23 protein-coding genes are annotated in these 21,478 nt (G+C 69.1%); 9 read left to right on the forward strand and 14 right to left on the reverse strand.

Features of this window, described 5'->3' with window-relative positions; genetic code table 11:
- Window positions 1-20: 20 nt before the first annotated feature.
- The 4 genes from nuoK to G4D86_RS06515 all read right to left on the reverse strand — a co-directional run bounded on the left by nuoK (window position 21) and on the right by G4D86_RS06515 (window position 2,764).
- Entirely contained in the window at window positions 21-323 is a 303-nt protein-coding gene (gene nuoK / locus G4D86_RS06500) for an NADH-quinone oxidoreductase subunit NuoK (RefSeq protein ID WP_163990562.1), read from the reverse strand.
- Between the two features lie 73 nt (window positions 324-396).
- Window positions 397-903: an NADH-quinone oxidoreductase subunit J family protein gene (locus tag G4D86_RS06505; protein ID WP_163990564.1), complete on the reverse strand. Its 507-nt coding sequence runs from the start codon at window positions 901-903 to the stop codon at window positions 397-399.
- Window positions 900-2,240, reverse strand: coding sequence for an NADH-quinone oxidoreductase subunit NuoF (gene nuoF, locus G4D86_RS06510; protein ID WP_163990566.1), 1,341 nt, complete (start codon window positions 2,238-2,240; stop codon window positions 900-902). Before nuoF ends, G4D86_RS06505 begins: the two co-directional genes overlap by 4 nt.
- Window positions 2,241-2,275: 35 nt before the next feature.
- The gene (locus tag G4D86_RS06515; RefSeq protein ID WP_163990568.1) at window positions 2,276-2,764 is read right to left on the reverse strand and encodes an NADH-quinone oxidoreductase subunit NuoE family protein; all 489 of its coding nucleotides are present in this window, start codon (window positions 2,762-2,764) and stop codon (window positions 2,276-2,278) included.
- Between the two features lie 104 nt (window positions 2,765-2,868).
- Between G4D86_RS06515 and G4D86_RS06520 the strand changes: the two genes are divergently transcribed.
- The 3 genes from G4D86_RS06520 (at window position 2,869) to serB (ending at window position 6,597) form a co-directional block, all read left to right on the forward strand.
- Window positions 2,869-3,618 carry a TIGR02266 family protein gene (locus tag G4D86_RS06520; protein WP_163990570.1) on the forward strand — a complete coding sequence of 250 codons (750 nt, stop codon included), beginning with the start codon at window positions 2,869-2,871 and terminating at the stop codon, window positions 3,616-3,618.
- Between the two features lie 85 nt (window positions 3,619-3,703).
- On the forward strand, window positions 3,704-5,320 hold the full coding sequence (locus G4D86_RS06525; protein ID WP_163990572.1) for a serine/threonine-protein kinase: 1,617 nt from the start codon (window positions 3,704-3,706) through the stop codon (window positions 5,318-5,320).
- Window positions 5,321-5,394: 74 nt separating this feature from the next.
- Entirely contained in the window at window positions 5,395-6,597 is a 1,203-nt protein-coding gene (serB, locus tag G4D86_RS06530; protein WP_163990574.1) for a phosphoserine phosphatase SerB, read from the forward strand.
- 63 nt (window positions 6,598-6,660) lie between these two features.
- Here serB and G4D86_RS06535 read toward each other — a convergent pair whose 3' ends face one another.
- Window positions 6,661-7,530, reverse strand: a complete 870-nt coding sequence (locus G4D86_RS06535) for a GspE/PulE/PilB domain-containing protein (RefSeq protein ID WP_163990576.1) — start codon at window positions 7,528-7,530, stop codon at window positions 6,661-6,663.
- Between the two features lie 80 nt (window positions 7,531-7,610).
- On the opposite strand from G4D86_RS06535, the gene G4D86_RS06540 reads away from it, so the two are divergent.
- Window positions 7,611-7,805, forward strand: a complete 195-nt coding sequence (locus G4D86_RS06540) for a CPXCG motif-containing cysteine-rich protein (RefSeq protein WP_163990578.1) — start codon at window positions 7,611-7,613, stop codon at window positions 7,803-7,805.
- Window positions 7,806-8,023: 218 nt separating this feature from the next.
- On the forward strand, window positions 8,024-8,467 hold the full coding sequence (locus G4D86_RS06545; RefSeq protein WP_163990580.1) for an Hsp20/alpha crystallin family protein: 444 nt from the start codon (window positions 8,024-8,026) through the stop codon (window positions 8,465-8,467).
- Window positions 8,468-8,572: 105 nt separating this feature from the next.
- Here the strand turns inward: G4D86_RS06545 and G4D86_RS06550 are convergent, their stop codons facing one another.
- From G4D86_RS06550 to G4D86_RS06575, 6 genes are all read right to left on the reverse strand, one after another.
- Window positions 8,573-9,193 carry a response regulator gene (locus G4D86_RS06550; protein ID WP_163990582.1) on the reverse strand — a complete coding sequence of 207 codons (621 nt, stop codon included), beginning with the start codon at window positions 9,191-9,193 and terminating at the stop codon, window positions 8,573-8,575.
- A gap of 12 nt (window positions 9,194-9,205) precedes the next feature.
- Entirely contained in the window at window positions 9,206-9,808 is a 603-nt protein-coding gene (locus G4D86_RS06555; RefSeq protein ID WP_163990584.1) for a KdsC family phosphatase, read from the reverse strand.
- A gap of 34 nt (window positions 9,809-9,842) precedes the next feature.
- Window positions 9,843-10,682, reverse strand: coding sequence for a 3-deoxy-8-phosphooctulonate synthase (gene kdsA, locus G4D86_RS06560; RefSeq protein ID WP_163990586.1), 840 nt, complete (start codon window positions 10,680-10,682; stop codon window positions 9,843-9,845).
- Complete coding sequence (locus tag G4D86_RS06565) at window positions 10,679-12,319, reverse strand: CTP synthase (protein ID WP_163990588.1); 1,641 nt, start codon at window positions 12,317-12,319, stop codon at window positions 10,679-10,681. The genes kdsA and G4D86_RS06565 overlap by 4 nt, the downstream gene beginning before the upstream one ends.
- Window positions 12,320-12,391: 72 nt before the next feature.
- The gene (locus tag G4D86_RS06570) at window positions 12,392-12,625 is read right to left on the reverse strand and encodes a hypothetical protein (RefSeq protein ID WP_163990590.1); all 234 of its coding nucleotides are present in this window, start codon (window positions 12,623-12,625) and stop codon (window positions 12,392-12,394) included.
- A 311-nt stretch (window positions 12,626-12,936) separates the two neighbouring features.
- Complete coding sequence (locus G4D86_RS06575) at window positions 12,937-14,703, reverse strand: ABC transporter ATP-binding protein (protein WP_163990592.1); 1,767 nt, start codon at window positions 14,701-14,703, stop codon at window positions 12,937-12,939.
- Window positions 14,704-14,810: 107 nt separating this feature from the next.
- Between G4D86_RS06575 and G4D86_RS06580 the strand changes: the two genes are divergently transcribed.
- The gene (locus G4D86_RS06580; protein WP_163990595.1) at window positions 14,811-15,659 is read left to right on the forward strand and encodes an aldo/keto reductase; all 849 of its coding nucleotides are present in this window, start codon (window positions 14,811-14,813) and stop codon (window positions 15,657-15,659) included.
- Here the strand turns inward: G4D86_RS06580 and G4D86_RS06585 are convergent.
- Window positions 15,652-16,533, reverse strand: a complete 882-nt coding sequence (locus G4D86_RS06585; protein ID WP_163990596.1) for a hypothetical protein — start codon at window positions 16,531-16,533, stop codon at window positions 15,652-15,654. The two genes, G4D86_RS06580 and G4D86_RS06585, sit on opposite strands and share 8 nt — an antisense overlap.
- A 2-nt stretch (window positions 16,534-16,535) precedes the next feature.
- Window positions 16,536-17,285: a 3-deoxy-manno-octulosonate cytidylyltransferase gene (gene kdsB / locus G4D86_RS06590; protein WP_163990598.1), complete on the reverse strand. Its 750-nt coding sequence runs from the start codon at window positions 17,283-17,285 to the stop codon at window positions 16,536-16,538.
- A 105-nt stretch (window positions 17,286-17,390) separates the two neighbouring features.
- Between kdsB and wecB the strand changes: the two genes are divergently transcribed.
- From wecB to G4D86_RS06605, 3 genes are all read left to right on the forward strand, one after another.
- Window positions 17,391-18,521, forward strand: coding sequence for a non-hydrolyzing UDP-N-acetylglucosamine 2-epimerase (wecB, locus tag G4D86_RS06595; RefSeq protein ID WP_163990874.1), 1,131 nt, complete (start codon window positions 17,391-17,393; stop codon window positions 18,519-18,521).
- A gap of 131 nt (window positions 18,522-18,652) precedes the next feature.
- On the forward strand, window positions 18,653-19,672 hold the full coding sequence (locus tag G4D86_RS06600; RefSeq protein ID WP_163990600.1) for an RluA family pseudouridine synthase: 1,020 nt from the start codon (window positions 18,653-18,655) through the stop codon (window positions 19,670-19,672).
- 71 nt (window positions 19,673-19,743) lie between these two features.
- Complete coding sequence (locus G4D86_RS06605) at window positions 19,744-19,980, forward strand: hypothetical protein (protein ID WP_163990602.1); 237 nt, start codon at window positions 19,744-19,746, stop codon at window positions 19,978-19,980.
- A 78-nt stretch (window positions 19,981-20,058) separates the two neighbouring features.
- On the opposite strand, the gene purF is transcribed toward G4D86_RS06605, so the two are convergent.
- A complete protein-coding gene (gene purF / locus G4D86_RS06610; protein ID WP_240360077.1) occupies window positions 20,059-21,444 on the reverse strand; it encodes an amidophosphoribosyltransferase in 1,386 nt (461 codons plus the stop codon).
- Window positions 21,445-21,478: the final 34 nt, after the last annotated feature.

Here is a 21,478-nt window from a genome sequence, read left to right on the forward strand (position 1 = left end):
GGCTCCTGGCGGGGCGGGCGTCAGTGCTTCATCGTCCGGATGTCTTCCACCAGGACGCTGCCGCGGCTGCGGAAGACGGCGATGACGATGGCCAGACCGATGGCCGCCTCGGCCGCCGCGACGGCGATGACGAAGAAGGCGGACACGTGGCCGATGCTGTCACCGCGCATGCGCGCGAAGGCGAGGAACGTCAGATTCGCCGCGTTGAGCATCAGCTCCACGCACATGAAGACGACCAGTGCGTTGCGGCGCACCAGCACGCCGAACATGCCCATGCAGAACAGCGCGGCGGCAAGCAGGAGGTAGTAGGTGATGGGGACCATGGGCCGATTCGGGGCCTCGCGAGCGGCAACCGTGCGCCGCCATGTAGCACAGAAAGTTGTCCGGAAACGGCGATCAGATTCGCGACTTGGCCACGACCACCGCGCCCACCATGGCCACCAGCAAGAGCAGGCTCACCGCTTCAAAGGGAAAGAGCCACTGGGTGAAGATGACCTGGCCCATCGTCGCCATGGTGCCGAAGGAGGCCTGTGCCTCCGGGCCCATGGCGCTGGCGCCCTGGGGCAGCTTGAGCAGGGTGATGGTCAGCACCGCCAGCAGGCCGACCGTCGCCGCGCCACCCGCCAGGCGAGCCAGCGTGGGCCGCCCACGCGTGGGCGACTCACCCAGGTTGAGCAGCATGATGACGAAGAGGAACAGCACCATGATGGCGCCCGCGTACACGAGCACCTGCATCACCGCCACGGTGTGCGCCCAGAGCAGCACGTAGATGCCGGCCAGGAAGAAGAACGTCGACACCAGCGCCATGGCGGAGTTGATGGGGCTCCGGGCGAAGATGACCATGCCGGCCGACAGCAGCGTCAGGAGCGCGAACGCCCCGAAGAGGATGAGCTCGATGTTCAAGACCAGTCTCCGAACGAACCCCAGGGCTTGTCGCCGAACGGGCAGCGGTGCTCACGGATGTGGGCCTCGAACTCGTCCCGGTACCGCATGAGGAACGAGTGCGTGGGCAGCGCGGCCGCGTCGCCGAGCGCGCAGATGGTGTTGCCCAGGCCGATGGGCGGGTAGGGGGCAATCGACGACGCGACATTGGACAGCATGTCGATGTCGCCCGGCTCCCCGCGGCCCTCTTCAATCTTGCGCAAGAGGCGCGTCTGCCAGGGCGTGCCCTCGCGGCACGGCGTGCACTGGCCGCAGGACTCTTCCGCGTAGAAGCGCGCCACGCGCCACAGGCTGCGCACCATGCAGGTGGCGTCGTCCATGACGATGACGCCGCCGGAGCCCGCCATGGTCTGCTTCACCTTGAGGGCCTCGAACTCCATGGCCACGTCCAGCTCGTCCGCGCCCAGCACCGGTGCCGAGGAGCCGCCCGGAATCACCGCCTTCACCTTGCGACCCGCCGGCAGACCGCGGCCGTACTTGTCGTCGTAGATGAGCTCGGAGAGCGTGGTGAACATGGACACCTCGTACACGCCCGGCCGGTTCACCGAACCGGAGAGGCAGACGAGGCGCGTGCCGCCGGACTTGTCGGTGCCCAGCTTCGCGTAGGCGTCCGCGCCCTTCTGGAACACGGCGGGCACGCTGGCGAGCGTCTCCACGTTGTTCACCACCGTGGGGCAGCCGAACAGGCCCACCACCGCGGGGAACGGGGGCTTCAGGCGGGGCCAGCCCTTCTTGCCCTCCAGGCTCTCCAGGAGCGCCGTCTCCTCGCCGCAGATGTACGCGCCCGCGCCGCGCACCACGTAGCAGTTGAGCTCGAAGTCCTTGCCCAAGAGCGTCTTGCCGAAGATGCCCGCCTTGTAGGCCTCATCGATGGCGGCCTGCGTGCGCTGCGCCTCGTGCTTGAACTCGCCGCGCAGGTACACGTAGCAGGTGTGCACGCCCAGCGCGTAGGACGCGATGGCGATGCCCTCCAGCATCATGTGCGGGTCGTCGCTGAGGATGTAGCGGTCCTTGAAGGTGCCCGGCTCGGACTCGTCGCCGTTGACGGCGAGGTACTTGGGCTTGGGGCTGTCCTTGGGGACGAAGCTCCACTTGAGGCCGGTGGGGAAGCCCGCGCCGCCGCGCCCGCGGAGGTTGGACTTCTTCACCTCGTCGATGATGGCGGCCGGCTGCATCTCCAGCGCCTTCTTCAGCGCCTCGTAGCCGCCGCGCTTGCGGTAGCTGTCCAGGGTCCAGGACTGCGGCTTGCCCCAGGCCGCCGAGATGATCGGTTCAATCGCCTTTGCCGTAGAGGCCATGATGGATGACGTCCTGAAAGGGAAGGGGTGGAGGATCAGCTCAGCTTGGCGAGGATGGCGTCCAGCTTCGCCCGGGTGAGGCTCTCGTGATGATCCTCGTTGATTTGCAGGCAGGGCGCGGTGCCGCACGAGGCGAGGCACTCGGTCTCCCGCAAGGTGAACTTCTCGTTGGCTTCACCCGCCTTGAGGCCGAGCTTCTCCTCCAGGTAGGCGAGCATCTTCTCCGCGCCCCAGAGGGAGCAGGAGAGGTTGGTGCAGACGTCGATGACGTACTTGCCCGGCTTCTTGAGGTGGTACATCACGTAGAAGCTCGCCACTTCCATGGCGCGCTCCGGGGTGGCGTCCAGGCTCTTGGCCACCAGCCTCAGACCTTCCGGGGGGAGCCAACCCTTGAGCTCCTGGAGCAGTCGCAGCGCCGGGAGCATGCCCGCGCTTTTGCGATCCGGAGGGTAGTGGGAGATGATCTCCGCGATTCCCGCGTCGAACTTCTTCTGCTCTTCAGGGGTGAACAGGGGCTCCGCCATGGCGGGGCGTACGTATTGCCCCAATGGCTGCGTTGTCAACATAAACCCTCGACGCTACACTGGGCGGCCATCAGCAAATTGCCGAGCGATTTCAACGCCTTGTTATGAGCCCGGGACCAGAGAACAAGCGCCAGCACACCCGGGTCCCGGCCGTGCTGAGGGTGGACTACACGGACGGGCGCCAGGCCCGGGACGTGACGGAGAACCTGTCCCATACGGGACTCTTCGTACAGACCGAGCAGGCATTCACCCTGGGTGACCCGGTGCGGCTCGCACTTTCTTTCCCGGGGCTGCTGGATCCGGTAGAAGTCACCGGAATCGTGGCCTGGGTCAGGCCGGCGGCCTCCGATCATCCCGGAGGCGTTGGCGTCCGCGTGGAGCGCGAAGAGGACCGGCGGAAACTGGGTGACATCTTGAGTGCGGCAGGAGCTGACAGCCACGCGTCCCACGCCGAGCACGAGGGGTACCGTGTGCTCATCGTCGAGGACAACCCGCACATCATCGAGATGTACAGCTACGTCCTCAAGAAGCTGGCCAGCGGGGAGCTGCACGGCAAGGTGCCCCTGGAGGTCCACTTCGCGCCGGACGGGCACCACGCGCTGCTGATGCTGCGCGAGGGCCGCTTCAACCTGGTGATGACGGACCTGTACATGCCGGTGATGGACGGCTTCGCCCTGGTGGAGCGCATCCGCGAGGAGGAGGCCCTGAGGGCCATCCCCATCATCGCCATCTCCGCCGGCGGCAAGGAGGCGCAGGACCGCGCCATGCAGCTGGGCGTGGACATCTACCTGCGCAAGCCGGTGCGCTTCGTGGAAGTGCTGGAGACGGTGAAGCAGCTGCTGCGCATCAAGTAGCGGCGCGTTCTACCTGCGGGCCGCGCGCTTTACCGGCAGTCACACGTTGAGCGGTGGCGCTGGGACGGCGTAGAGTCCCCCACCCATGCCGAAGCCCGCCATCAACCGCGACACCGTCAGTGGCGAGGCGCTGTTCATCCTCCGCAACCTGAGGGAGAACGGCCGTCTTGGACGCTCGAACAAGCTGGCCGATGTGAAGGCCGCGCTCGAGCCGTCCGTGTCGCTGGAGTTCGACAACTACTTCTTCTTCCTGCGCAAGTTCCACTACATCGCCATGGACCGCGAGGCCCAGCTCAAGCTCACCGAGCAGGGCGAGCGCGTGGTCGGTGGGGACATGCAGGACCGCTTCACCACCGAGGTGGGCGAGTTCTTCGCGGATCAGCTCGTCCCCGCCGACGACGAGCCCCCCGTGGCCCCCGGCACCGAAGAGCCGATGCAGGTGCCGCCGCCCCCGCCGGAGCTGCTGCTGGACGAAACGGAGGTGATGGCGCCGCCCCAGCCGCCGGCACCGCTCGCGCCGCCTCCGCCCGTGCCCCCGGCCCAGCGCCCCTCGCGCACCGCCATGCCCGCGCTGGACGTGACGGCGCCGCAGGCCACGCCGCTCCCGCTGCCTCCGCCCCCCGCGCCCGCGCCGGCCCCCGTGGCCCGCGTGGAAGCCCCCACCCCCGAGCCGCGCAGGGAGGCGACCATCATCGCGCCCGCGCCCTTCGCGCCCACCACGCCCGCGCCCGGCACCTCGCCGCTGCCCTCCATCACCTCGCCGCTCGCCGCCGCCCCCATGCCTCCTCCCGCCGCTCCCGCCCCCGCCGCCGCGCCGGCCGCCGCTGCTCCTGCTGCCTCCAAGGGCGCGGAGCTGGACCTGCGCTACCAGAAGTTCGACCCCATCGGCACCGGGCCGCTCGGCACCGTCTTCAAGGGCCGCTTCACCGCGCTGGGGCTGGACATCTGCCTCAAGGAGCTCAAGGACATCTTCGGCTACTTCTCCTTCCTCCAGCGCGGTGAGGTGCTCAAGCGCCTGAAGAAGGAGCTGTGCGCCCAGGCCCAGGTGCGCCACCCGGGCGTGGTCCAGGTGGTGGACCAGAACGTGGAAGCGTCTCGGCCCTACTTCGTGCTGGAGCTGATGCACGGCAGCCTCAAGGAGCGGCTGGAGGCGGGCGGTGGCAACGGCGTGCCGGTGCCCTTCGCGCTGCGCGCCTTCCTGCAGATGGCCTACGGGCTGCGGGCCGCGCACGCCGCCGGCCTCACGCACCACAACCTCAAGCCGGAGAACGTCCTCTTCGACGCGTACGGCAACGCGAAGCTGGCCGACTTCGGCCTCGGCCGCGTGGTGGAGGTGGACGCCACCAAGGGCATGCCCCAGGTCTTCGTGGGCACCGGCGGCATGGCCTATATGGCGCCCGAGCTGATGAACCGGGGGGCCAAGGAGCCGGGCGCCGCCGCGGACGTGTACGGGCTGGGCATCCTCCTCTACGAGATGCTCACCGGGCAGATTCCGGGCCGCCGCTCGCCGCTGCCCTCCGAGGTCAACCCCGAGGCCCCCAGCGGACTGGACCAGGTCTTCGACAAGGCCACCCAGGACAAGCGCGAGCAGCGCTACCCGGACGTGGACGCCATGCTGGAGGACTTCTACAAGGCCTTCCCGGAGCGGGAGTTCCTCGCCCGCGGCGACCTCGTCCTCTCCTCGGACGCGCCGAAGGAGTAACCGTCGGGAGGGCGGCCTTCCGCCCACTCCGGGCTCGCCGGGCGCGGGCGGGGCTGCCACACTGACGGGCGCCCATGACTCCGCGCCCGTCCGAGCGAGTGCTCGTCACCGTCACCGGGAGAGACGCTCCCGGCATCACCTCCCGCCTCACCGGCCTGCTCGCCGACTCCGGAGCCGAGCTGCTCGACGTGGAGCAGGTGGTGGTGCAGGGCCGGCTCACCCTCTGCCTGCTGGTGCACCTGCCCGAGGCGCGCGGCGTCCTCAAGGAGCTGCTCTTCGCCGCGCATGAGCTGGGCGTGGCGCTGGACTTCCAGGTGGTGGACGCGCCGCCTCCGGCTCCCACGGCCCTGGACGCGGGGCCCGTGCGCTACGTCGTCACCGCCGTGGGCCGCGCGCTGGGCGCCCGCGAGCTGCACGCGGTGGCGCAGCGCCTGGCCGCGCACGGCGCCAACATCGAGCGGATTACGCGCCTGACGGAGACGCACCTGGGCTCGGTGGAGTTCCACCTCACCCTACCGCCGGGCACGACGCCGGATGCGCTCAAGCGCGCGCTGCTCGCGCTGTCCATGGAGGCCGGCTCCTTCGACGTGGCGCTGCAGCGCGAGAGCCTCTTCCGGCGCGGCAAGCGGATGGTGGTGATGGACATGGACTCCACGCTCATTCGCATCGAGGTCATCGACGAGCTGGCGCGCGCGCACGGCGTGGGCGAGCAGGTGTCGCGCATCACCGAGCGCGCCATGCACGGGGAGATGGACTACGACGAGTCGCTGCGCCAGCGCGTGTCGCTGCTCGCGGGCCTGGACGTGGCGGTGCTGCGCCGCATCGCTGACAACCTGCCGCTCACCGAAGGCGCGGAGACGCTGATTCGCGTGCTCAAGCGCCTGGGCTACCGCACCGCCGTCATCAGCGGCGGCTTCTCCGTCGCGGCCGAGGCGCTGAAGGCGCGGCTCGGCATCGACCACGCGTACTCCAACGTGCTGGAGGCGCAGGACGGGAAGCTCACCGGCCGCACCGTGGGGCCCATCGTCAACGCGCGCCGCAAGGCGGAGCTGCTGGAGTCGCTCGCGAAGCAGGAGGGCATCCTCCTGGACCAGGTCATCGCCGTGGGCGACGGCGCCAACGACTTGCTGATGCTGGAGAAGGCCGGGCTGGGCATCGCCTTCCGCGCGAAGCCGAAGCTGCGCGAAGCGGCCGACACGTCCATCTCCGCCGGCGGCCTGGACGCCATCCTCTACCTCCTGGGGCTCACCGCGCGGGAGCTCCAGGAAGCGGGCTGAAGCGACGCAAGTCCTGCGCGCGCACGCAAGTCCTGCGCGGGCGCCGCGCAAAGCCTGCGCGGGCTACATCCGCATCCGCGCCGCCAGCTCCCTCTGCTGGAGCTGGCCCTTCTCCAGGAGCAGCTCCAGCAGGGCGCGCAGAATCTTGGAGCTCTTCTCCTGGTTCTGCTGCACCGTCTGGAGCCGCTGCAGGTCCTCGTCCGTCCACTCGGACGTGGGCGTGCCGCCCGCGAGGATTTCATCGAGGATGTCCGCGGCGCTCGAGTTGGCGACGGGCGGGGCGGGCTTCTCCGCGGCGCGCGCGGCTACGGGCGGCGGCGGGGGCGCGGCGGCGGGCGACTCCGGCGGGAGGATGTCGGCGATGCGCTTCACCACCGTCTTGCCGCTCATGTCGACGACCTTGAAGTCGTCGTCGTCCCCCTGGTCCTCGGGCCCGCTGCTGGCCGTCTGGGAGCGGGAGCCTCCGTAGCGCGTGCTCGTCACCGGCTCCTGGTTCCGGTAGTGGCGAAGGATGGCGTGCTCGATTTCGCGCTCGCTCGCCACCATGACGACCACGCGGGCGCGGCTCTTCGCCACCACCTGGTCGATGGTGGCCAGGTCCGTGGGGTCCGCCATGGCCAGCACCAGCGTCTTGCCGTTGTCCTTCAGGCCCACCGGGAAGACGCCCTTCTGCTCCGCCAGGCTCACGTCCACCCGCGCGAGCGCGCCCGCGTCCCGGGTGATGTTGCCCAGCTGCACGCGCTGCATGCCCATGCCCTGGCAGATGGCCTCGGCGATGGTCTCCTCGCTGGCCAGCCCCAGGTCCGCGACGATGCGCGACAGGCGTCCGCCCCACTGGTCCTGCGTGGCCAACGCGCTGCGCAGCTGCAGGTCGTCGATGACGCGTGCCTTGACGAGGATTTCTCCGATGCGATTCCGGGAAGGAGCAGCCATGGTTCGGGAGTCTACCGTCTGAAAGGGCGGACGCTCAGTCCATGACGCACATGCCCGCCCCGAAAGGCAGGAAGCACCCCATGCAGCCCTTCGCGGAAGCCGCCACCCGGGTCTGTCCCTACTGCGGTGAAGAGGTAGAGGTCGACGTGGACCCCATCGGCGCCCACTCGGAGACGTACGTCGAGGACTGTCCGGTGTGCTGCCGTCCCTGGAATGTCCACGTGTCCCGCGAGGAGGACAGCGTCTCCGTCCACCTGGGCCGCGACGACGACTGACGCCGGGCCGCCAGGAGGGCAGGCGGGCGGGCGGGAAGGCGCGTGGAGGGGGCGCCCCGGGGCTCGGGGGCGTTCCTTGACACGTCTTCATCCATGGTTCTCTTGAGTCTTGTGAGGCGGCGCTGGAGCCCGGTGGGGGCCGCGGCGACCGCGAACCAGGACAACCCTTTGCCGTTCATGACGTGCGCCCGAAAAGGCGACACGAACAGGAGAAGACCATGCAGACCCGCAACCCGTTCAACTCCGCCGTCGTCGTCAACCCGCTGATGCGTGACTTCGACTCCCTCTTCCGCGAGCTGACGCAGCCGGTGTGGCGCCAGGCCCCGCGTGAGCGCGTGCCCGCGGCGGACATCGTCGAGTCCGAGGCCGGACTGACGCTGCACCTCGACATGCCCGGGCTGGACGCGAAGGCCATCCAGGTGAAGGTGGAGAACGACGTCCTCACCGTGCAGGCCGAGCGCAAGGCGGAGCCGAAGGCCGAGGGCGTCACCGTGCGCCGCCAGGAGCGCGGCTTCGGCAGCTTCGCGCGCTCGTTCGCGCTGCCGGACACCGTGGACGCCTCCAAGGTGGAGGCGAAGTACGAGCAGGGCGTGCTGACGCTGACGCTGCCCCGGCGCGAGGAGTCCAAGCCCCGCGTCATCGAAGTGAAGGTCCAGGGCTGACCCGCGCGCAGACCCGTTCCAGGGAGGCCGCTGCCAGCATGACGGGCGCGGCTTCCTCCCCACTTCCCTGGGGCTTCCGCGAGGGGTAGCGGAAGCCCTGTATTCCTAGCGCTTGGCGCTCAGCGCCAGCGGCACGCGGAACAGCTCCAGCACCTCCTGCACGTCCAGCGGCTTGGCCATGCACGCGAGCGCGCCGGCCTGCTTCGACTGGTCCACCACCTCGGGCGAGTGCAGGGACGTCATGGTGATGAGCCGCACGCCCTCCATCTGCTTGCGCGCGCGAATGCGCCGGCAGACCTCGAGGCCGTCGATGTCCGGCATGTTGAGGTCGATGATCATGCCGTGCGGCTTCTGCTCGGACACCAGCAGCAGGGCCTCCACGCCGCTCGTCGTCGTCTGCAGCTCCACCTGCGCCGCATACGGCTTGAACGCGCGCTTGATGGCCTCGAGCACCGGACGCTCGTCGTCCACCACCAGCAGCCGCACCGTCCCGCTGCCCAGCTCCTCGGGCACCGGCATCTGGTGGGTGATGAGGAACGTGCGCAGGTCCGCCGAGCGCACCCGGCGATGGCCACCCGGCGTCCTGAATGCCATCAGGATGCCGCGGTCAATCCACTTGCTCACCGTGGACGGATCCACCTGAAGCAAACGACTGATGTCGTGCGTCGTGTAGAGCTGGTCCGTCATCGCCGTACTCCCCTCTTGCTGCATCATTCCGCTGCCCATGGAGTAATTCACCTACCTTGAATACGGGGTTTGTTCAACTCTCTGCGCACCGCGTCCATCAGCCCCTCTCATGAGACCCACTGCGTCGTCCCAGCGGCCACTGGCCTTGAGGCAGAGCTCCACGAGCTCCCGAGCGGCCCCTCTGCCGCCTGGACTCTGCGTAACGAAGTGGACCTCCTGACGCACTTCTGGAACCGCATCCGCGGGACACGCGGCCAGCCCCACGCGTGAAAGCGGGGCCAGGTCGTTGTGGTCGTCTCCCATGTAGGCGCAGGCCTCAGGGGGGACAGCGAGCTGCTGGAGCAGCTCGTCCAGTGCGGCACCCTTGTCGCGGCGGCCTTGGAATACGGCCGCCAGCCCCAGCTCCCGTCCGCGGACCTCCACGATGCTCGAGGTGCGGGCGGTGAGGACGGCGGCGGGCAGGCCCGACAAGCGGGCCATGACCAGGGCGTGTCCGTCCTTCACGTCGAAGCGCTTCATCAGCTCACCCTGCGCCCCGTAGTAGAGGCCGCCGTCGGTGAGGACCCCGTCCACGTCGAAGACGAGCAGGCGGACTCGCGCCGCGCGAGACGTCAGCTCTTCCTTTCCAGGTTTGGAAGGCGCTTCCGTCACCATGGCTTGCCTGTCTCCTCCCCGTGTCTCAACCGCATCAACCGGGCTCGTGTCCCAGCACCCGGCGGATGTTCAGCACATTTCGTACCACGTCCTCGAACATCTGTGGATTCAGGGAACACGGACCGTCACACAGGGCACGGTCCGGATCCTCATGGACTTCCGTGAACAACGCGTCAATCCCGGCAGCTGCGGCAGAACGGGCGAGCAGGGCCACGAACTTCCGCTCACCGGCCGTCTCGCCGTTGCCGGCGCTGGGCAGCTGCACGGAGTGCGTCGCATCGAAGCAGACGGCGAGGCCCGCCTCGCGCATCTGGGCGAGGCCGCGCATGTCCACGACGAGGTTGTTGTAGCCGAACGTGGAGCCGCGCTCGGTGACGAGCACGTTGGGGTTGCCCGCCTCGAACGCCTTGCGCGCCGAGTGGACGATGTCCTTGGGGGCGACGAACTGCCCCTTCTTGAGGTTGACGCCCCTTCCAGTCCTCGCCACGGCTTCCACCAGGTCCGTCTGCCGGCACAGGAAGGCCGGTATCTGGATGATATCCACAACTTCCGAGGCAGGCCCGACGTGGCTGGTTTCGTGGACGTCCGTGAGCACCGGGACACCGACTTCATCCCGGACGCGCTTCAGGATTCGCAGCCCTTCCTTGAGGCCCGGGCCCCGGAAGGACTTCCCGCTGGTCCGGTTGGCCTTGTCGTAGGAGCACTTGAAGGCGTAGGGCACGCCCAGCCTGCCCGTTATTTCCTTGAGCATGCGGGCGTGGCGCAGGGCCATGTCCTCGGACTCGATGCTGTCCGGGCCGGCGATGACGAAGAGCTTCTGCCCCGGGCCGACCTTGTAGCCGCAGAGCTCGATGGGGAGGGGACTCGTGCTCATGCGCGCACCTGGCCGGCCGCCGCCATCGCATCGCGCTGCTCGAGCGCCGCGCGGATGAAGCCGGAGAAGAGGGGATGGGGAGCGAAGGGCTTGCTCTTGAACTCGGGGTGGAACTGGCAGCCGACGAAGTACGGGTGGTCCGCCAGCTCAATCATCTCCACCAGGTTCAGCTCCGGGTTGTGGCCGGAGATGACGAGGCCCGCCTCCTGGAGGCGGCCGCGGTAGGCGTTGTTGACCTCGTAGCGGTGGCGGTGGCGCTCCTGGATGTGGTCCTCGCCGTAGAGCTTGTGCGCCAGCGAGCCGGGCTTCAGCGCGCACGCGTAGCTGCCCAGGCGCATGGTGCCGCCCTTGTCCTGGACCTTCACCTGGCTCTCCATGAGCGTCACCACCGGGTGCGGGGTGTGCTCATTGAACTCCAGGCTGTTGGCCTGCGCGAGCCCCAGCACCGTGCGGCTGAACTCCACCACCGCCATCTGCAGGCCGAGGCAGATGCCGAAGAACGGCACCTTCTTCTCGCGCGCGTAGCGGACGGCGGCAATCTTGCCTTCCGTGCCGCGCACGCCGAAGCCGCCGGGCACGAGGATGGCGTCCACGCCGGCCAACAGCTTCTCCGGCCCCTGCGCCTCCACGTCCTGGCTGTCCACGAAGTGCAGGTTCACCTTCACGTCGTTGGCGATGCCGCCGTGGAGCAGCGCCTCGTTGAGGCTCTTGTAGCTCTCCGTGAGATTCACGTACTTGCCGACAATCGCCACCTGCACCTGGCCGCGACCGGGCTCGTACACCTTGCGGATGATGTTCTCCCACCGCTCGAGGTGGGGCGCGCGGCTCCAGATGTTGAGGACCTCCGCGAGCCGCTCGTCCAGGCCCTGGCGGTGCAGCTCCAGCGGCAGCTCGTAGATGCTCTTCACGTCCGGCGAGGTGAACACGCTGCGCGTGTCCACGTTGCAGAACATTGCAATCTTGTCCTTCAGCTCGCGCGACACCTCGCGGTCCGTGCGGCACACGAGGAAGTCCGGCTGGATGCCGATTTCCCGCAGCTTCATCACCGAGTGCTGCGTGGGCTTGGTCTTCACCTCGCCGGCCGCGCCGATGTACGGCAGCAGCGTGAGGTGGACGTAGACGACGTTCTCGCTGCCCACGTCGTAGCGCATCTGGCGGATGGCCTCGAGGAAGGGCAGTGACTCGATGTCACCCACGGTGCCGCCGATTTCGACGATGACGACGTCCGCGTCCTGCGCGGCCTGGCGGATGCTGGATTTGATTTCGTCGGTGATGTGCGGAATCACCTGGACCGTCTTGCCCAGGTACTCGCCCCGCCGCTCCTTCATGATGACGGAGTTGTAGATGCGGCCGGAGGTGAAGTTGTTGAGCCGGCTCATCCGGGCGTTGGTGAAACGCTCGTAGTGGCCGAGGTCCATGTCCGTCTCACCGCCATCCTCGGTGACGAACACCTCACCATGCTGGAACGGGCTCATCGTGCCCGGGTCCACGTTGATGTACGGGTCCAGCTTGAGAAGGGTGACGGCCAGCCCGCGGTTCTCCAGCAGGGCGCCAATGGAAGCCGAGGCGAGGCCCTTGCCGAGGGAGCTGACCACTCCGCCCGTCACGAAGATGAACTTGGTTTTCTTGGAGCGCATGTCCCGTTCTGCCAACTCAGGTAGGGATGCGTCAATTATTCTGTTTTCGGCAGACGACCGGGCAGGTCGGCGTCAGTTGCCGTCCCAACCACCAGGGCGGGATTGGGCGAATTCCCGGGCGGTGGGCTGGCCGACGCGGAACTGGCGGAGGTCGCAGTTGCGGCAGCTCCACCCCTCCCAGCCGCGCTTGACGACCAGGTGCAGGCAGGCGTCGTAGTTGGGGCAGAACAGGTTGCGCTGCGTATCCACGGCCTCCTCGTCACGGAGGGCGGTGGGCAGAGGGCTGGGGCAAGGGGTGATGGACACGGCTGAAGACTCCCGGCAATGGAACGTGATGGGTCGGCCACTCCCCCCGGGGCGTCGGAACAGGGAGGTCGGGTGGGCATTCCCGAGCAGACGTAAAAAGGCCCGTCCCCACCGAGGCGGGAACGGGCCCGAACTGCCGGCGTCTGCCACCGCTTGCGCGGCCTTTTCAGGCCAGCGAAGCGGAGGTGGACGCCTTGGAGTTGCTGTCGGTCAAGGCATCACCTCCTTTCGAGGACCCGGATCTAATCCCGGCCGAAATCCCGCGCCATACTCCTTGGCCGCATTACCGGGCCTGAAGGGCAGGCAAGCGTTCAGGCGGCAACGAACTGCCGCTCCACCAGCCGGCGGTAGAGGCCTTCCTGGCCCATGAGGGCGGAGTGGGTGCCGCTCTGGATGACCTGGCCGCCCTCCAGCACCAGCACGCGGTCCGCGTTGGCCACGGTGGACAGGCGGTGGGCGATGATGAGGGTGGTGCGGCCCTTCATGAGGCGCTCGAGCGCGTCCTTCACCAGGTGCTCGCTCTCCGCGTCGAGCGCGCTGGTGGCCTCGTCGAGGATGAGCAGGCGCGGGTCCTTCAGCACGGCGCGGGCAATGGCCACGCGCTGCTTCTGGCCGCCGGACAGCTGCACGCCGCGCTCGCCCACCTGGGTGCGGTAGGCCTCCGGGAAGCGCTGGATGTAGGCGTGGGCGTTGGCGGCGCGGGCGGCCTCTTCCACCTGCGCGTCGGTGGCGTCCGGCCGGCCGTAACGGATGTTGTCCGCGATGGAGCAGGAGAACAGCTGCGGCTCCTGCGCCACCATGCCGATGTTGCGGCGCAGCCACTCCGGGTCCAGCGAGGTGAGCGGGTGGCCGTCCAGCAGCACCGCGCCGCCCTGCGGGTCGTAGAAGCGCGACAGCAGCGAGGCCAGCGTGGACTTGCCCGCGCCCGAGGGGCCCACCACCGCTACGACTTCACCGGGGCGCAATTCCAGGTTGAGTCCCTGGAGCACGGTGATGTCGGGGCGCGTGGGGTAGGCGAAGCGCACGTCGCGGAACTCCACGTGGCCGCGCACGTCCGGCACGTGCGCGCCGCCGGAGGCGATGGCGGGCTTGCGGTCCAGCAATTCGAAGACGCGGTCCGCGGCGCCGCTGGCGCGCATGAAGTCCGCCCACAGCTCCGCCATGGCGCTGAAGGAGAAGGCCACCAGCATGGTGTAGATGAGGAACGAGGTGAGCGCGCCCACGCTCAGGTGGCCCTGCACCACCAGCCGGCCGCCGTACCAGAGCACCGCGGCGATGGCGCCGTAGCCGGCGATGGAGACGGCGCCCATGAAGATGGAGGACTGGCGCGTGCGCTCCTTCGCGAGCGTGAAGGAGCGGTCCACGGCGACGCCATAGCGCTCCACCTCGTTGCGCTCGGCGGCGAAGGAGCGGACGGTGCGGATGCCGGACAGGTCCTCCTCGGCCACCTCGCTGCTGGCGGCCAGCGCGTCCTGCACCTCGCGGGAGATGACGCGCACGCGGCGGCCGTAGAGCACCGCGCCCGCTATCACCGCGGGGATGACGGCGAGCATGACGCCGGTGAGCCGCGCGGACGTGTAGAAGAGGAGCGCCACGCCGCCCAACGCCTGCATGGTGTAGCGCAGGGCCATGGAGATGTTGGCGGTGACGGTGTTCTGCAGGACGGTGGTGTCCGAGGCGAGCCGGCTGGTGAGCTCGCCTGTGCGGCGCGCGTCGAAGAAGGCCACCTCCTGCGACAGCAGCGCTCGGAAGAGGTCCTTGCGCAGCCGTGACACCACGCGCTCGCCGGCGGTGTTGAAGTAGTAGGCGCGCAGCGCCATGGCCACGCCCTGCACCACGAAGACGCCGAGCATCGTCAGCGCGAGCCCGTCCAGCATCGCCTGGCTGCGGGTGCTGAGCGCCTCGTCCACCAGGTTGCCGATGGCCTTCGGGTAGGCGAGCGTCGACGCGCTGCTTACGAGCAGGAAGACGGTGCCGGCGATGAGGGTGGGAAGCTCTGGTCGCGCCAGGGTGAGCAGGCGGCTCAGCGTGACGCGGGTGGGGAGCTGGGGCGTGGGGGACTTTTCTGGGGAAGACACCGCCGGAGACTAACGCGGGCCCTCCGGGCGTGCACTCCAGGGGGCTGCCAGTCCTCCTGGGTGGTGTTAATCCTTCCGGGGCGGATGGCTCGATAGCGAGGTGTGTCATGGAGAAGCACCCGTTTGGTGGCACCGGTGTGTCGGTTCCCGTCCTGGGGCAGGGAACGTGGCAGATGGAGGAGGACGACCAGGCAGGCGCCATCCGCGCGCTCCGGACCGGGTTGGACCTGGGCCTGACGCACGTGGACACGGCCGAGCTGTACGGGCACGGTCGCGTGGAGGAGACCATCGTCTCCGAGGCGATTGCCGGCCGCCGCGACGAGGTGTTCCTCGTGTCGAAGGTGATGCCCTCCAACGCCACCTACGCGGGCACGCTGGCCGCGTGTGAGCGGAGCCTGAAGCGGCTGCGCACCGACCGGCTGGACTGCTACCTGCTGCACTGGCCGGGGCCGCACCCGCTCGAGGACACGGTGCGCGCCTTCGAGAAGCTGGTGGCGGACGGGAAGATTCGCTCGTGGGGCGTGAGCAACTTCGGGGTGGAGGATTTGGAGGAAGCGCTCGCGCTGGCGGGGCCGGGGCGCATCGCGTGCAACCAGGTGCTGTACCACCTGGAGGAGCGCGCGATTGAGCACGCCGTGCTTCCGTGGTGCGAGGCGCAGGGCGTGGCGGTGGTGGGCTACAGCCCCTTCGGCAACGGCAACTTCCCGAGTCCCGGCAGCAAGGGCGGCAAGGTGCTGGGGGCCATTGCCCGCGCGCACGGCGTCAGCCCGTTCCAGGTGGCGCTGCGGTTCCTCGTGCGCCGGCCCTCGCTGTTCGCCATTCCCAAGGCCAGCCGCGAGGCCCACATGCGCGACAACGCCGCGGCCGCGTCGCTGAAGCTGTCCGCCGAGGAGCTGGCCCGCATCGACGCGGCCTTCCCGCTCGGCCCCGACAGCGGCGAGCTGCCCGTCATCTGATGGCGGCGGCGAAGGCCTTGCGGAACGCGGACACCGTCGGGTCCGCGGAGCCGGGGGCCACCGTCACCGTGCCCGTCTCTCCCTCCACGGCGGCGCGCGTGTCGCGGCCCTTGGTGAAGCGCACGGTGGTGATGCGGCGGAGCACCTCGCGCCCCTGCTCCTGGGCCAGTGCGCGCAGCGCGTGGCCCGCGACGTTCATCGCCGCCTCCAGCGCGCGGCGGCCCGGCTCGTCGTCCAGCCCCACCCAGTCCACCTCGAAGCGCAGCGGGCGGCCGCCCAGCGTCGCCTCGCCAGGCCAGAACTGCTCGGTGATCGCGTGCGGCAGCTTCTCCATCAGCGACATCAAATCCTGTCGCGTGGGGTTCGGCCGCACCAGTGGCGGCATGTCCAGCAGCTTGTCCGCGTTGCCCACCGACACCGCCACCACCGTCGTCACGTCCACGTAGGCCACCGACGCGGACCGGAGCAGGCCCTCCTTGCCCAGCGCCATCAGCACCGACTCGCGCGGGACGTAGTCCACCACCTCGCCCGTCATCGAGTGCCCGTGTGCCAGGTGCAGCGTGACGGTGAGCGACGGCACCTCCTCACCCGTGCGCGCCCGCGCCGCCAGCGCGCCGAGCTGCTCCAGCACCCGCTCCACCTTCCGGGACAACAGCCGCTGCACGCCCTCCATGTCCTCGTCCTCCTCTTGCTGCTGCTGTTGCTTGCGGGGTTCCGGCTTCGGCTTCGGTGCGGGTTCCGGCTTCGGCTTCGGTGCGGGTTCCGGCTTCGGCGCTGGGGCTCCTTCCGCCTTCGCGGCCGGTGGCTCCGTGCCCGGTGTGCTGGCGGCGGGCTCCTGCTTCTTGCCGCCGAAGAGGTCGCTCCAGAAGCCCATGGCTATAGCCCCCGCTCGCGCATGACGGTCTCCACCTTCGCCACGTCCTCCGGCACGTCCACCGCCACCGTGCGCCAGGACACCTGCGCGCAGCGGATGGAGATGCCGTGCTCCAGCGCGCGGAGCTGCTCCAGCTTCTCCGCTTCCTCCAGCGGGGTGGGCACCAGGCCCGCCAGCGACAGCAGCACGTCCCGCCGGTAGCCGTAGAGGCCGATGTGTCCCCAGCGCTTCACGGGCGTGCCCGGCTCGCGGACGAAGGGCACGAGGCTCCGGCTGAAGTAGAGCGCGTCCCCGTTGAGCGCGAGCACCGCCTTCACCACGTTGGGGCTGCCCGCCTCGTCCGGTTCCAGGGGGCGCACCAGCGTGCCCATGCGCACCGTGGTGTCTTGAAAGAGCTTCGCGAGCACGCGGAGGGCGGCCGGGTCCACCAGCGGCTCGTCGCCCTGTACGTTCACCCAGACGTCCACGTCCGGACGCCCGCGTGCCACCTCCGCCACCCGGTCCGTGCCGGTGGCGCAGTCGGGGCTCGTCATGGCCACCCGGCCGCCGAAGCCCTCCACCGTGGCGCGGATGCGCTCGTCGTCGGTGGCCACCACCACCTCGTCGAAGACGTTGGCTTCCTGGCAGCGGTGCCACACGTGCTCAATCATCGGCCGGCCGGCGATGAGGGCGAGTGGCTTGCCCGGAAAGCGCGTGCTGGCGTGGCGGGCGGGGATGACGGCGACAGTCCTGGAGGCGGGCGACGCGGGCATGACACACCCCGTCTATCAGATTCAGGACGCATCTCCGCCACCACTCGGAGTGCCCACCTTCAACCACTAGTCACCTGGAAGGCAGTGCCTAGCTTCGCAATCGACATGAAGAAGGTCATCCACATCGTCGGTGCGCGTCCGAATTTCATGAAGGTGGCCCCCATCTACAAGGCCATCGCCGCGCGCACCTCGCTCCAGCAGATTCTCGTCCACACCGGCCAGCACTACGACGTCAAGATGAGCGACGTCTTCTTCTCCGACCTGGGCCTGCCGGCTCCAGATGTCCACCTGGGCATCGGCTCGGGCAGTCACGCGCAGCAGACCGCGCGGATGATGGTGGAGCTGGAGAAGGTCTTCCTGGAACATCAGCCGGACCTCGTCTCCGTGGTGGGCGACGTGAACAGCACCATCGCCGCCGCGCTGGTGACGTCCAAGCTGGCCATTCCCCTAGCCCACGTCGAAGCGGGCCTGCGCAGCCACGTCCAGCACCAGCCGGAGGAGGTCAACCGCGTCGTCACCGACCGGCTGTCCGACCTGCTGCTGACGCCCTCGCGCGACGCGGACGCCAACCTCCTCAAGGAGGGCTGTGACCCGGACCGCATCCACTTCGTGGGCAACGTGATGATCGACTCGCTCATCGCGTCCAAGGAGAAGGCGGACCGGCTGCCCACGCTGAAGGATTTGGGAATCACCCCGCGCGGCTACGCGGTGTGCACGCTGCACCGGCCGTCCAACGTGGATGACCCGAGGCTGCTGGGCGGGCTCCTGTCCGCGGTGGCTCACGTGTCCACGCGGCTGCCCGTCATCTTCCCGGTGCACCCGCGCACGCGGAAGATGATTGCCGAGCAGGGCCTGGGCCACTGGTTCGAGCGTCACCCGAACCTGCGCCCCGTGGACCCCATGGGCCACATGGAGTTCGTCGCGCTGACGTCGCAGGCGAAGCTCATCCTCACCGACTCGGGCGGCCTCCAGGAGGAGACCACCGCGCTGGGCGTGCCGTGCCTCACCCTGCGCGAGCAGACCGAGCGCCCCATCACCGTGGAGCAGGGCACCAACGAAGTCGTCGGCACCGACCCGGACCACATCCGCCAGGCCGCGGACCGCGTCCTCGATGGCCAGGGCAAGAAGGGCCGCATCCCGGACCTGTGGGACGGCCGCGCCAGCGAGCGCATCGCCGACCTGTTCGCGCGCTACCTGAAGGTGGAGGGCGCTCCGCTGCGCGTGGCCTCGGCCTGAGGCCGGAGGTTCTCGGACTCACCTGACGGGCACCGGCTTCGCTCCTCCTCGGGGGAGCGGGGTGGTGCCCGTTTGCTCGTCGGGTGGACTGTGCACCGGGGCCGGGCGTGTTAGAGCGCGCGTAACGGCCCATGCACAGCGAGCAGGATACACCTACCGCGGATGAAGCGCCCGACGGCTACGTCGACATCGTCTTCGTCGTGGAGCCCAACTATGCGGGGTGGCGGCTGGACCGGTACCTGGGCCAGAAGATCCGCCGCATGACGCGCGAGCGCCTGCAGGGCGTCATCCGGCGCGGCATCCTCTGCGACGAGCGGCGCCTCAAGCCGTCCACGCCCGTCTACCCGGGGCTCACCTTCCGCCTCCGCCGCCGCGCCAGCGAGGAGCCCGAGACGCCCACCGCGCTGCCCGTCGTCTTCCAGGACGCGTGGCTGATGGTGCTCGACAAGCCGGCGGGGCTGCCCATCCACCCCACGGCGCGCTACCACAAGGGCACCCTGGTCACGCTGCTGCGCGAGCGCTTCGGAGAGCGGCACGCGGAGCCCGCGCACCGGCTGGACCGCGAGACGAGCGGCCTCGTCGTCTGCGGCCGCACCACCGAGTCCTGCCGCGTGCTGGGCCGACTCTTCATGTCGCGCGACGTGCACAAGGAGTACCTCGCCATCTGCGAGGGACACCCGCCCGAGGACTCGTTCGTCGTGGACGCGCCCATCGCCGAGGGCACCGAGCTCATCCGCATCGCCGTGCGCATCGACCCCGTGGAGGGGAAGGAGAGCCGCACGCGCTTCCAGGTGCTCCAGCGCTTCTCCCGCGACGGCGAGCCCTTCGCACTGCTGCGCTGCTTCCCCGAGACGGGACGGCAGCACCAGATTCGCATCCACCTGCGCGAGGCGGGCTTCCCACTCGTGGGCGACAAGATGTACGGGCCGGACCCCGGCTACTTCGACCGCTTCAGCAAGAGCTGCCTGGAGCCCGAGGCGTGGCGCCGCCTGCGCCTGCCCCGGCACGCGCTGCACGCCGCGCGCATCGTCTTCCCGCACCCGGGCTCGAGGGAGCAGGTCGTGTTCGAGGCGCCGCTGCCCGCGGACCTCACCGACTTCATCGACGGCAGGCCGCTGCCCGGTGCACTGCCGGAGACGGACGCGGCCTGAATGCCGCGCAACTTCCGGCGGGCACCTGGGTTCAGGAGGGAAGACACCCTTTTTTCCTCCAGGAGCCCACCATGCGCCGCACCCTCGTCGCCGTCACCGCCGCCTTCTTCCTGGGCGGCTTCGCCAACCACGCGTACGCCGACCGCCAGCCGAAGATGCGCGATGCGCTCGCCCACCTGGAGCGGGCCCTCACGTCGCTGAAGAACGCCAATGCCGACAAGGGCGGCCACCGCGTGAAGGCCATCGAGCTCACCGAGGGCGCCCTCAGCGAGGTCCGCGAGGGCATCAAGTTCGACAACCAGCACTGACGCCTGGAAACGACAAGGCCCCCGACCCGTGAGGGCAGGGGGCCTCGTGAGGCCGTCCACGCGGGACGCGCGCAGGCCTCAGGCAATCAGCTTGGTGGGCGCTTCCGCGGGCGCGGTCAGCTCGCCCATGAGGTACTGCCCGGAGAAGCACGCGGTGCAGAACTTGTCGCGCTTCTTGTCGCCCACCGCCTCGCCCAGGCCCTCGATGGAGATGTAGCCCAGCGAGTCCGCCGTGACGTACTTCGCAATCTCGTCGGTGGTGTGCGTGGCGGCGATGAGCTCCTGGCGGCTCGGCGTGTCGATGCCGTAGTAGCAGGGCCACTTCGTCGGCGGAGAGGAGATGCGCAGGTGCACCTCCACCGCGCCCGCGGCCTTGATCATCTTCACGATTTTGCGGCTCGTGGTGCCACGGACGATGGAGTCGTCCACCACCACCACGCGCTTGCCCTTCAGCACCTGCCGCACCGCGGACAGCTTCAGCTTCACGCCGAAGTGACGGATGGACTGCTGCGGCTCGATGAAGGTGCGGCCCACGTAGTGGCTGCGGATGAGGCCCACGTCGTACGGAATCCCGCTCTGCTGCGAGTAGCCGATGGCCGCCGCCACACCCGAGTCCGGCACCGCGATGACCAGGTCGGCCTCGGCCGGCTGCTCACGCGCGAGCTGCATGCCCAGGCGCTTGCGCACCTCGTACACGTTGTTGCCGAACAGCGTGGAGTCCGGGCGCGCGAAGTACACGTGCTCGAAGATGCACTGGGCCAGCCGCTTCGGCTCCTCGAAGGGGCGGCTGGTGCGCATGACGCCGTTCTCGATGACGAGCAGCTCGCCCGGCTCCAGCTCGCGCACGATGTCCGCCTCGATGAGGTCCAGCGCCGTCGACTCGCTGGCGAGCACGTACGCGCCTTCCTTCATCCGCCCCAGCACCAGCGGACGGATGCCCATCGGGTCTCTCACGGCGACGAGCTTGTTCTCCGTGAGGACCAGGATGCTGTACGCGCCCTTCACCCGGCGCAGCGCCTCCACGAGCTTCTGCTCGAAGGTGGGCTGCTTGGAGCGGGCCAGGAGGTGCATGATGACCTCCGTGTCCGCGTCCGACTGGAAGATGGCGCCGTCGGCCTCAAGCAGTCCCTTCAGCTCGGCCGCGTTGACCAGGTTGCCGTTGTGGGCGATGGCGCACTGGCCGCCCGCGTACTGCACGAAGAGGGGCTGCGCGTTCTTCAGCGCGCTGCCGCCCGCGGTGGAGTAGCGCACGTGCCCGATTGCCGCCTGCCCAGGCAGGCCAGCAAGCACCGGCGCGTCGAAGATGTCCGCGACCAGCCCCATCTGCCGGTGTGCGCGCAGGGAGTTGCCGTCAGAGGACACGATGCCCGCGGACTCCTGCCCGCGATGCTGGAGGGCATGCAGTCCCAGGTACGTCAGGTTGGAGGCCTCTGCGTGCCCCACGATTCCGAAGATGCCGCACATGGCGCGGTGCCTTACTCCTTTCAGGCGGTGAGCG

Source organism: Pyxidicoccus caerfyrddinensis (genome assembly GCF_010894405.1).
Classification (GTDB): domain Bacteria; phylum Myxococcota; class Myxococcia; order Myxococcales; family Myxococcaceae; genus Myxococcus; species Myxococcus caerfyrddinensis.